The organism is Pseudothauera lacus, from assembly GCF_003034845.1.
Taxonomy (GTDB): Bacteria; Pseudomonadota; Gammaproteobacteria; order Burkholderiales; family Rhodocyclaceae; genus Pseudothauera; species Pseudothauera lacus.
The window spans coordinates 25,656-35,621 of record NZ_PZKC01000019.1 but is presented as its reverse complement, the minus strand read 5'-3'; the positions used below and the strand labels follow the sequence as shown (position 1 = coordinate 35,621).

Sequence of the window (9,966 nt, the reverse complement as noted above, 5' to 3'; positions counted from 1 at the left end):
GGTCAGCGGCCCCGCTGCCGATGCCAGTCGATGTCCCTCCACCCCGGCTCCTCGCCTTCCTCCTACGAAGTAAAAGAGCCGGTATAGACCATACAAGCCTGTCGAAGGGCACTTGATGGCAGTGCCTGCGAACGGGCTTCGACAGGCTCAGCCCGAACGGTATTTGATTGCCGGGTTAATAATCAAGCTTGGCGCCCATGCCGGTTGCTATCGCGCCGGAGTGCCGTGTGCCCTCTGTGCCGCAATCCCACCTTCAGTCGCCACAGGCGCCTGTCCCTCAGCGTGATTGGCGGCAAGTCGTCTGCGGACTCAATATATCCACTCCACGCCGACCTTGACGTTGCGTCCGCTCTCCCAGTTGCTGATCTCGCTGCCGGCATAGTAGGCGCGCACGGAGGAATGGGCGGCGTAGCGGCGGTCGAAGAGGTTGTCGACGGCAAGGGTCAGGGTCAGCTTCTCGCGACTGAGAGGCTGCCAGTTCATCCGCAGGCCGTGCACCGCATAGCCGGGTTTCTCCGGGCGGCCCGGGCGGACGTCCTTCAGCCGGGCAACGGCTTCGAGGCTGTATCCCAGTCTGACCGCCGTTGCCACTTGCCAATCGACGTCGACCAGCAGGCGGTCACCCACCGACGCGCCGATGCGCGCCGAGTCGCCGGTGGTGTCGAGTGGCTGACCGTCGTAGTCGCGGCTCTTGCTGTGGCTGTAGGCCGCGTTGATGAGGAAGGTCGGCGTGCCCCAGTGCGCACGGATCTCATAGCCGCGTGTGCGGATGTCGCCGGAGGCGTTGGTGATGCGGTCGGTGATGCCGCCAACGCCCTCGCCGGGAATGATCTGGTAATCGCGCAGGGTGGTCCGGAACACGGCGAGGTCCACGCCGGCATGGTCGTCGGCGCGCAGCAGCCCATGCGTGTGCCACTTGATGCCGGCCTCGCGCTGGATGCCGCGTTCGGGGTCGAGCTTGCCATTGTCGCCGAGCGTGAACGGGCGTGGCGTGCGGAAGTCCGGCGGCAGGAAGTACTTGTCCAGCCAGCCGGCCTGATTGAGCTTGCCACCGCGGATCGATTCGCCGTAACCGGCATACAGCGTCAGGTCGTGGCCGCTGTCTGCCCCCAGCAGGTCCCACTCCGCGCTGAGGTTCGGCGAGGTGGCGGTGCCCGAGGTGCCGTAGCCGTTGGCGTAGTCGGTGTCGTAGCGGTCGACGCGCAGGCCGCCGGAAACCCGGAAAGCGCCGAACTCCATGCGCTCCTGGGCATACAGGCCGACATTGCGGGCGCGCTCGTCCCAACTGCGGGTGGCGTCGCGCCGGATGCCGCGGTCGCTGAAGTAGTCGATGCCCACGGTCAGTTGATGGAGAACCGCGCCGCTGCGCAAGCGCAGCGTGTTGCGCAGATCCATGCCGTGGCTGCGGGTCAGCCACTCGGTGGGGTCGCCGGCGACGGTGGTGGTCATCGGGTTGTCAGCGAGGCGGATGCCGGTTTCGTTGCCGTACAGCGTGGCCTGCAGGTCGATCAGGCCGTTGTCGGCGGCACGGTAGCCGTAGCGCAGGGTGTAGGTGTCGCGCCAGCTCTCCTGGCGGTCGGAGCGCTGCACTGCGTTGCTGGTCAGCCACGGCCAGTTGGCGCGCAGCGGGCCACCGGTATTGGTGTTGCGTTCGGCAGAGCCGGTCACGCTGTGTCCGTTGACATCGAGCAGGCTGGCCTTGAGCAGGTAGCTGCCGCGTTTGCCATCGGTTGCCGGCAGGCGTTCGCCGCCGCCCACGCGCAATTCGTCGGCGAGGTCCCGGCGCACGTGGGCGAGGACGCCGAGCGCATCCCCCAGCAGGCCATAGACGGTGGCCAAACCCCCGATGCTGCGGTCGGCGCTCTCATACTGGGCGCCCAGGCGCATGCCCGCCGTTTGCCGGGGGCCGAGCAGATCCTGGGCATCGACGCTCTCGAAACGCACGCTGCCACCGAGGGCGCCGGGGCCGCCGTCGGCCGGCGCGGCGCCGGTGTTGACGGTGACCGCGCGCAGCAGAAAGGGGTCGACAGCCAGGCGGCCCTGGTGGTGAAAGTTGTTGGCGCCCTGGCGCGCACCGTCGATCTGCACGTTGAGGTTGAGGTCCTCGATGCCGCGCAGGAAGATCTTCTGCCCGTTGCGCGCGCCGGTGCCGACCACCACCGACGGCTCCGCGGCGAACACGTCCTGCAGGTCGCGGCCCAGCCCGGCGCGGACGGCCTCGACATCAATGTGCTGTTCGCTGGCGCCGCCGATGGCATCGGCGTTGACCACCACCGGCTGCAGGGTGACGGTGGTCTGGGCCAGTGCCGGCGAGGCACCGAGCAGCGTGGCGAGAAGCAGCGGGTTGGGGCGGCGGGGGTGTCGGCGGGTCATCGAAAGGGTTCCGGTTTGCATGAAAGAGCGGGGAGGGGGCGGTGGCCTTGCATCATCAGCATCAGCGATCAATGATATGAGAACGATAACGCATTATCAATAAGTGTCGCAGCCCGGCACATCGATCGATGCCGGCAAGCAGGCAGTGGCGCACGCCCGGCGCAGCGCGTTAAGCTGTGCCCCGAGCAGCCCGCGCCCCCGGGTTGCGGCACATCGACACACCTCCCGAGGCTTGCACCATGGCCCTCCAGCTTGAACGCGCCACGCAGCAGCGTGCAGCAATCCTTGCCGCCTTTCGCGAGCACCCCCATCCGCTGCTGCCCGCAGACGTCCATGCCCTGGCGAGCGTGCACTGTCCTGGCCTGGGTATCGCCACGGTCTATCGCACCATCAAGGTACTACTCGCCGAGGCGGTGCTGGAAACGGTCAACCTGCCCGGCGAAAGCGCGCGCTACGAACTCAAGGACCGGCCTCACCACCACCATTTCCAGTGCCGGGCCTGTGGGCGCGTCTTCGACGTGCCGGGCTGTCCGCCCAGCCTGGCCGCCTATGCACCGCCCGGTTTTGCGGTGGACGGCCATGAGCTGACCCTTTACGGGCGTTGCGCGGAGTGTCTGCGCGGATAGGGCGGGGCAGTGTTGCATGTTGTCACTGGAGATGAGAACCGTTATCGATTAACATGCAGGATGTTTATCTCGCCCGCACGGAGCCACGATGAAGACCGTCCTGCTCGACCCCGTCGCCGACGAATACCGCATCCTCGTCGCCCAGTTTGCCGGCGTGCAACGCCGTTGCTCCGAACTCTTCAGCGCCCAGCAGAGCGAGATCGACCGCCTGCAGGCCGAAGTGATGCGCCTGCGCGGTGAGCTCATCGCCCGCGACACCGCCCTGGCCCTGGCGCGCGAAGAACGTGCGGCACTGGAAGCGGCGCTTCCCGGTCTGCCCCGCCGGGTAGCGCTTGCCCGCCGCGTGGACAGCCTGATGGAGAAGGTCCATGCGCTGATGGGCGAACTGCGCGCCCACACGCGTCCCGAAGCCAGGGTGGTGGTGGGGCGCCTGCACCGCAAGGCGGTGCTCTGCGTCGGCAACGAGGTCGCGGAGATCAGGGCAGCGCAGAAGATGGTCGAGCGCGCGGGGGGTGAGTTCGTCCTCCAGCCGGTCTCCGACGAGCACGACCTTGACGCCCTCGAAGCCAGTCTGGCCGCCGCCGACCTGGTGATCTGCCAGACCGGCTGCATCGGCCACGACGCCTACTGGCGTGTGCAGGACCACTGCCGCCGCACCGGCAAGCAATGCGTGCTGGTCGATGCCGCGCAGCGCGCGGAGGTGGAAACGCTCACGGCAGAGGGGCGTGCCGGCAGCCGCTGAGCGCAGCACCCCCGGCGGCGCGCCCCTCGTCCCGCTGCCGCCTCAGTGGGCCAGGTCCGGGTAGGCCTGACGCAGGCGGTAGTCGGCGTAGAAGGCGCCCAGCGGGAGCAGGGCGCCGACGAACAGCAGGGCTGCCAGAGCGGGGCGCAGTGCCCCGCGGGCCACGGCAGCCAGGCTCGCCACCATCAGCGACAGGAACAGCGTGCCGTGAAGCGGGCCGAGTACCTTCACGCCCAGCGGAAGGTCGAGCAGGTACTTCACCGGTACGGCAATGAAGACCAGCAGCAGCAGGGCGATGCCGTCGAGAAAGGCGAGTCGGTAAATGATCTTGCGATGGGTGTGCATCGGGTTTCCGTGGTTGAACCGTGCCTGTGTCCGGGCCGTGAAGGCGGCGGCGCGGAGTAATTATCAGTACATATGGAAATGCTGATAGTAACGGCCTTTCCCCGCCAGGGCAAACACGCCCAAGCCCGCATTTCTCACACCCTCACGTCGCGAGGGGGTCGAGGCGCCGCCGTGGTGCGCCGCACGGACCGATCGACGCCGCAGGCGTAGCTGACACTACGTCAAGGCGGCGTGAGGGAGTACGGCGTGCCACGGCGAGTGCATCGGCACCCGCAGCAGGGGTGGTGTGAGAAATGCGGGCTAGGCAAGTTGAGGGGACACTACCAGGCAGCGCAGCGTCGAAATCAGTTGACGAATTGAGAAGCATTTGCAGATACTCATGAAAACCATGAGATCAAAATGGTTTTGGCGACGCCCGTAGCGGTGGCTGCCCGACCCCTCAGACTGCCCACTCGACAAAGGAGTACCCATGGCCCGCATCGGACTGTTCTTCGGCTCCAACACCGGCAACACCCGCAAAGTCGCGAAAATGATCAAGAAGCGTTTCGACGACGACACCATGGCCGACCCGCTGAACGTCAATCGCGCCAGCGCGGAGGATTTCGCCGCCTATGACTACCTCATCCTCGGTACGCCCACCCTCGGCGAAGGCGCCTTGCCCGGCCTGTCGGTGGAAACCGATGCAGAGAGCTGGGAAGAGTTTCTGCCCAAGATCGACGACCTCAACTTCGCCGGCAAGACCATCGCGCTGTTCGGCCTCGGCGATCAGGCCGGCTACCCCAACGAGTTCGTCGATGCGCTGATCGAACTGCACGACTTCTTCTCCGCGCGCGGTGCGCGCATCGTTGGCGCATGGCCCATCGCGGGCTACGACTTCAACACCTCGCAGGCCGTGGTCGACGACCAGTTCGTCGGACTGGCGCTCGATCTCGACAACCAGGCCGACCAGACCGCCCAGCGCCTCGACGCCTGGCTGAAGCTGATCGCGGCCGATTTCCAGCTGCCGCTCTGAGCGCGGAGGCCTGCCATGTCCAAGCACGGCGGGCCGCCCGCGGGCGGCATCGAACAGCACCCCGGCAACGCCGACCCCGGCTTGATCACCGCGCGCACCCTGCATCTGCTCTCGCAGGCCGCCATCATCGGCGTGTGCCGCGGGCGCATGCGCAACCTCATCCGCCACCTCGACATGCTGGCCACCAACCCGGCCGTGCACGCCGAAGTGCGTTCGGCCTGCGAGGCCCTGCTGCGCCAGTGGCGGGACGCCCAGCGGATGCACTTCGGCTCGGGCAGCGGCAGCAAGGCCGGGGCGCCCTAAGCGGCTGGCTGCCAGGGCGAGAACTGCGGCTTCAGGCCGGCGCAAGGCCACAGGCCGGCGCAGCCCAGGGCGCCGCTGTATCACATCTCCGTATCGCCCAGTGCTCCGGGTTCGGAGGCAGGCCAAGTCCGGCAGCATGCGCAGACGCATGGGTCCGGCCGAGAAAACCCTGCGGGCGCATGTCGAACAACCACCACGGCAACCCGTCGCTGTGGCGCGTCAAGCCATCGGCCTGCACCATGACGAACCCTGCCGGGCAAACAGGTACGAGCAAGCCCAGGTCCTCAATCCGCCCCGCCTCACTGACACGGTAAACCGGAGCCGACGCAAAGCCGCGGGAGGCATCCCGCAGGGCATAGTGAATAGATGGGCCTGAGCCAATGCGGATGATCTCATCCCCCAGCGCCGCCAGTGCACGCGAAACCGTCGGCTGGCTGATCCCCGCCTTTTCAACGAGTTGGCGCGCGCTTGGCGCCTGCCTGCCGAGCAGCAGGCGGATCGAGCCGGAATGGCGGCTCACTGATTTGAATAGCTTTGTGAATAGCTTTTGGCTGGCGGAGGGCTGGGCGCGTGGGCGTCGGGATCATACAAACGGCTGGTGAATAGAGAGGTGAACAGGGGGTTGTCTGCCGGAGCGCTCGTTTGCGCCGACGTGACGAATCGTCAGCTACGGCCAGTAAGAGGCATTGAAACAGGGGAAATTGGATTGGCACGAACGGCCGGTAACTGATCCTGAAGTGGTCGCCGATGGGTCCCTGAGTCATGCTGGTCTTTGGGCGTCTATCTAAGTCAGTGTCTTCGTTTCGTCCGCCGTTGGGTTGCCGAATCCCCTTGCGCTGCATAGCGGTCCGCAGTGAGCACGGAAGCGCGTGGGGTTTCTGAATGGGTGTAAATGGGTGTAATATTGGCGCCCATGATCCGATCGGATGCCGTTCATATAACCCCGGAGATCCTTGCCCTCATCGCCGGTATCGATGAGTTCAAGGGTGCTTGGCGTGCCCTGGGCACGCTGGCACCGGACAGGCTGTCTGCTCTACGGCGGGTTGCAACCATCGAGAGCATCGGCTCATCCACGCGCATCGAGGGTAGCCGACTGTCCGATCGCGATGTCGAGCGCCTGCTGTCCAATCTGCAGATCAAGTCGTTCACCACCCGCGACGAACAAGAGGTCGCCGGCTACGCCGGGGTCATGGAACTGGTGTTCTCGTCCTGGCAGGACATTGCGCTGACCGAGAATCACGTCAAGCAACTGCACCGCGATCTGCTCACCTACAGCGAGAAGGATGCCTGGCACCGGGGCAATTACAAGACCTCCACCAACAGCGTGGTGGCCTTCGACGAGGATGGCAATCAACTGGGTGTCGTCTTCGCCACCGCAACGCCATTCGACACGCAGCCCCTGATGACCGAATTGATCACCTGGTTCAATGAGGAACGCGCTGCGGAACGACTTCACCCGCTGCTGCTGATCGGCATCTGGGTCGTGGTCTTCCTTGAGATCCATCCTTTCCAGGACGGCAATGGCCGACTGAGCCGCGTCCTCACCACTTTGCTGTTGCTGCAAGCCGGTTACGCCTATGTCCCCTACAGTTCGCTGGAGAGCGTGATCGAGCAGAGCAAGGAAGCCTACTACCTCGCGTTACGGCAAACGCAGGGCACGATTCGCAGCGACGCCCCAAATTGGCAGCCCTGGCTGACCTTCTTCCTGCGCGCTCTGGCCGAGCAAGTGCGCCGTCTCAACCGCAAGGTCGAGCGCGAAAGGCTGGTCCTGGCTGCACTGCCGGAATTGTCGTTGCAGATCGTCGAGTTCACCCGCGAACACGGCCGCATTACCATGGGCGACGCGATCCGCCTGACCGGGAGTAGTCGCAACACGCTCAAACAGCACTTTCGTGCCCTGGTCGAACGTGGTCACCTCGAACAGCAGGGTAGTGGTCGTGGCGTCTGGTACGAGTTGAAGTAACGTGCATTTCGTCAATTGCCATCCGAAGAACAACAAGGAAGCTCCGGGCCCATGAAAGAAGCCACCGCCCGTATCAAGATCAACAAGCTGCTCGAAGCAGCAGGTTGGCGCTTCCTTGCGGATAGTGACGGCCCCGCCAACATCCGCCTCGAACCCAGTGTCACCATCAAGTCGACCGATCTCGATGGTCTCGGAGAGAACTTCGAGAAGTCAGGAAAAGGGTTTGTCGACTTCCTCCTCCTCGACGAGAGGAGCTTTCCCCTGCTCGTCCTCGAAGCCAAGGCCGCAGACAAGAATCCACTCGTCGGCAAGGAACAGGCGCGCAAGTATGCCCGTTCGCAGAACTGCCGCTCCGACCAAGCACCCGCCGCCCCCGACCAGGACGAGACTCAGCCCGCCAGTCTGGCCCGTGCCGTGTGCAGCTTGCGGTAGCTGTCGATCAGGCGCTGGTGCCGGTCCAGCCCTTCCAGCTTCATGCTGGTCGGCGTCAGGCCGTAGAAGCGCACGCTGCCGTCTACTGAGCCGAGCACTGCATCCATGCGCGGGTTGCCGAACATGCGGCGGAAGTTGGGCTCGTAGTCGGCGAGTTCCAGTTCGTCGTCCAGCATGACCTCCAGCACTACGTTGAGGGCCTGATAGAACAGGGCGCGCTCGACGGTGTTTTCGTTGTATTGCAGGAAGGTCTCGACCCGTTCCTTGGCGGCTTCGAACTGGCGCAGGGCGAGGTGGATGAGCAGCTTCAGCTCCAGGATGGTGAGCTGGCCCCAGACGGTGTTTTCGTCGAACTCGATGCCGATCAGGGTAATGATGTCGGTGTAGTCATCGAGTTCGCTGTCTTCGAGCCGTGCCAGCAGGGCTGCGAGGGCGGCGTTGTCGAGGCGGTGCAGGTTGAGGATGTCGGCGCGGAACTGCAGTGCCTTGTTGGTGTTGTCCCAGATCAGGTCTTCGACCGGATAGATCTCGGAATAGCCGGGTACGAGGATGCGGCAGGCGATGGCGCCGAGCTGGTCGTACACGGCCATGTACACCTCCTTGCCCATGTCCTGGAGGATGCCGAGCAGGCTGGCGGCTTCGTCGGCGTTGGAGTTTTCGCCGTGGCCGGAGAAATCCCATTCGACGAATTCGTGATCGGCCCTGGCGCTGAAGAAGCGCCACGATACGACGCCGCTGGAATCGATGAAGTGTTCGACGAAGTTGTTCGGCTCGGTTACCGCATTGCTTTCGAAGGTGGGCTGGGGCAGGTCGTTGAGGCCTTCGAAGCTGCGCCCCTGCAGCAGTTCGGTGAGGCTGCGTTCCAGCGCCACCTCAAGGCTCGGGTGGGCGCCGAAGGAGGCGAAGACGCCGCCGGTGCGCGGGTTCATCAGCGTCACGCACATCACCGGATACACGCCGCCGAGCGAGGCATCCTTGACCAGCACCGGAAAACCCTGCTGCTCCAGCGCCTCGATGCCGGCGACGATGCCCGGGTACTTTGCCAGCACTGCGGGCGGTACGTCGGGCAGGGCGAGCTCGTGTTCGAGAATCTCGCGCTTCACCGCGCGCTCGAAGATTTCCGACAGGCACTGCACCTGCGCTTCGGCCAGGGTATTGCCGGCACTCATGCCGTTGCTCAGGTAGAGGTTGTCGATCAGGTTGGAGGGGAAGTACACCGTCTCGCCGTCTGACTGGCGCACATAGGGCAGCGCGCAGATGCCGCGTGCGGTGTTGCCGGAGTTGGTGTCGTAGAGGTGCGAGGCGCGCAGTTCGCCGTCGGGGTCGTAGATCGGCAGGCAGTAGTCGTCGAGGAGGCCGGCGGGCAGGGCGTCGTCCGCGCCGGGCTGGAACCAGCGCTCATCGGGGTAATGCACGAAGGGGGCGCTGGCGATGTCCTCGCCCCAGAACTGGTCGTTGTAGAAATGGTTGCAGTTCAGGCGCTCGATATATTCGCCCAGCGCCGAGGCGAGGGCGCTTTCCTTGGTCGCCCCCTTGCCGTTGGTGAAGCACATCGGCGAGTGCGCATCGCGGATGTGCAGTGACCACACATTGGGTACCAGGTTGCGCCACGAGGCGATCTCGATCTTGATGCCGAGGTCGGCCAGCACCCGCGACATGTTGGCGATGGTCTGCTCCAGCGGCAGATCCTTGCCGGCGATCCAGGTGCTGGCCTGCGCATCCGGCTGCAGCGCCAGCAGGGCCTGGGCGTCGGCATCGAGGTTGGCGACTTCCTCGATCACGAACTCGGGCCCGGTCTGCACCACCTTCTTCACCGTGCACCGCTCGATCGAGCGCAGGATGCCCTGGCGGTCCGCGGCGGAGATATCCTCCGGCAGCTCGACCTGGATCTTGAAGACCTGCTTGTAGCGGTTTTCCGGGTCGACGATATTGTTCTGCGACAGGCGGATGTTGTCGGTCGGGATATTGCGCGTTTCGCAGTACAGCTTGACGAAATAGGCCGCGCACAGCGCCGAAGAGGCGAGGAAGTAATCGAACGGTCCCGGCGCCGAGCCGTCGCCTTTGTAGCGGATGGGCTGATCGGCGATTACCGCGAAATCATCGAAGCGGGCTTCAAGGCGAAGCTTGTCGAGAAAATTGACCTTGATCTCCATGCGGGAATCCTGAAATG

The 9,966-nt window shown here is 64.9% G+C and carries 10 protein-coding genes; 6 read left to right on the top strand and 4 right to left on the bottom strand.

Annotation, left to right across the window (positions count from 1 at the left end; translation table 11 throughout):
- Positions 1-309 precede the first annotated feature (309 nt).
- Entirely contained in the window at positions 310-2,373 is a 2,064-nt protein-coding gene (locus C8261_RS16260) for a TonB-dependent receptor plug domain-containing protein (protein ID WP_181358975.1), read from the bottom strand.
- A 239-nt stretch (positions 2,374-2,612) separates the two neighbouring features.
- On the opposite strand from C8261_RS16260, the gene C8261_RS16255 reads away from it, so the two are divergent.
- On the top strand, positions 2,613-2,999 hold the full coding sequence (locus C8261_RS16255; protein WP_107494781.1) for a Fur family transcriptional regulator: 387 nt from the start codon (positions 2,613-2,615) through the stop codon (positions 2,997-2,999).
- A gap of 88 nt (positions 3,000-3,087) precedes the next feature.
- Complete coding sequence (locus C8261_RS16250; RefSeq protein WP_219905229.1) at positions 3,088-3,741, top strand: DUF2325 domain-containing protein; 654 nt, start codon at positions 3,088-3,090, stop codon at positions 3,739-3,741.
- Positions 3,742-3,783: 42 nt separating this feature from the next.
- On the opposite strand, the gene C8261_RS16245 is transcribed toward C8261_RS16250, so the two are convergent.
- Positions 3,784-4,086, bottom strand: coding sequence for a DUF3817 domain-containing protein (locus C8261_RS16245; protein WP_107494780.1), 303 nt, complete (start codon positions 4,084-4,086; stop codon positions 3,784-3,786).
- A gap of 469 nt (positions 4,087-4,555) precedes the next feature.
- Here C8261_RS16245 and C8261_RS16240 point away from each other — a divergent pair, with 469 nt between their 5' ends.
- On the top strand, positions 4,556-5,098 hold the full coding sequence (locus tag C8261_RS16240; RefSeq protein ID WP_107494779.1) for a flavodoxin: 543 nt from the start codon (positions 4,556-4,558) through the stop codon (positions 5,096-5,098).
- A 15-nt stretch (positions 5,099-5,113) separates the two neighbouring features.
- Positions 5,114-5,401 carry a hypothetical protein gene (locus C8261_RS16235; RefSeq protein WP_107494778.1) on the top strand — a complete coding sequence of 96 codons (288 nt, stop codon included), beginning with the start codon at positions 5,114-5,116 and terminating at the stop codon, positions 5,399-5,401.
- Positions 5,402-5,432: 31 nt separating this feature from the next.
- Here C8261_RS16235 and C8261_RS16230 read toward each other — a convergent pair whose 3' ends face one another.
- Positions 5,433-5,921 (bottom strand): hypothetical protein, encoded by a 489-nt coding sequence (locus C8261_RS16230; RefSeq protein ID WP_181358974.1) that lies wholly within the window; start codon positions 5,919-5,921, stop codon positions 5,433-5,435.
- Between the two features lie 393 nt (positions 5,922-6,314).
- Here C8261_RS16230 and C8261_RS16225 point away from each other — a divergent pair, with 393 nt between their 5' ends.
- Positions 6,315-7,364 (top strand): Fic family protein, encoded by a 1,050-nt coding sequence (locus tag C8261_RS16225; protein ID WP_107494777.1) that lies wholly within the window; start codon positions 6,315-6,317, stop codon positions 7,362-7,364.
- A gap of 51 nt (positions 7,365-7,415) precedes the next feature.
- Entirely contained in the window at positions 7,416-7,796 is a 381-nt protein-coding gene (locus C8261_RS16220) for a hypothetical protein (protein ID WP_219905228.1), read from the top strand.
- Here the strand turns inward: C8261_RS16220 and C8261_RS16215 are convergent.
- Complete coding sequence (locus C8261_RS16215) at positions 7,754-9,949, bottom strand: OsmC domain/YcaO domain-containing protein (RefSeq protein WP_107494776.1); 2,196 nt, start codon at positions 9,947-9,949, stop codon at positions 7,754-7,756. The genes C8261_RS16220 and C8261_RS16215 overlap by 43 nt on opposite strands.
- Positions 9,950-9,966: the final 17 nt, after the last annotated feature.

Coding starts and splice junctions, on each gene's coding strand:
- C8261_RS16260 (WP_181358975.1), bottom strand. CDS start 2,373: ATGACCCGCCGACACCCCCGCCGCCCCAACCCGCTGCTTCTCGCCACG.
- C8261_RS16255 (WP_107494781.1), top strand. CDS start 2,613: ATGGCCCTCCAGCTTGAACGCGCCACGCAGCAGCGTGCAGCAATCCTT.
- C8261_RS16250 (WP_219905229.1), top strand. CDS start 3,088: ATGAAGACCGTCCTGCTCGACCCCGTCGCCGACGAATACCGCATCCTC.
- C8261_RS16245 (WP_107494780.1), bottom strand. CDS start 4,086: ATGCACACCCATCGCAAGATCATTTACCGACTCGCCTTTCTCGACGGC.
- C8261_RS16240 (WP_107494779.1), top strand. CDS start 4,556: ATGGCCCGCATCGGACTGTTCTTCGGCTCCAACACCGGCAACACCCGC.
- C8261_RS16235 (WP_107494778.1), top strand. CDS start 5,114: ATGTCCAAGCACGGCGGGCCGCCCGCGGGCGGCATCGAACAGCACCCC.
- C8261_RS16225 (WP_107494777.1), top strand. CDS start 6,315: ATGATCCGATCGGATGCCGTTCATATAACCCCGGAGATCCTTGCCCTC.
- C8261_RS16220 (WP_219905228.1), top strand. CDS start 7,416: ATGAAAGAAGCCACCGCCCGTATCAAGATCAACAAGCTGCTCGAAGCA.
- C8261_RS16215 (WP_107494776.1), bottom strand. CDS start 9,949: ATGGAGATCAAGGTCAATTTTCTCGACAAGCTTCGCCTTGAAGCCCGC.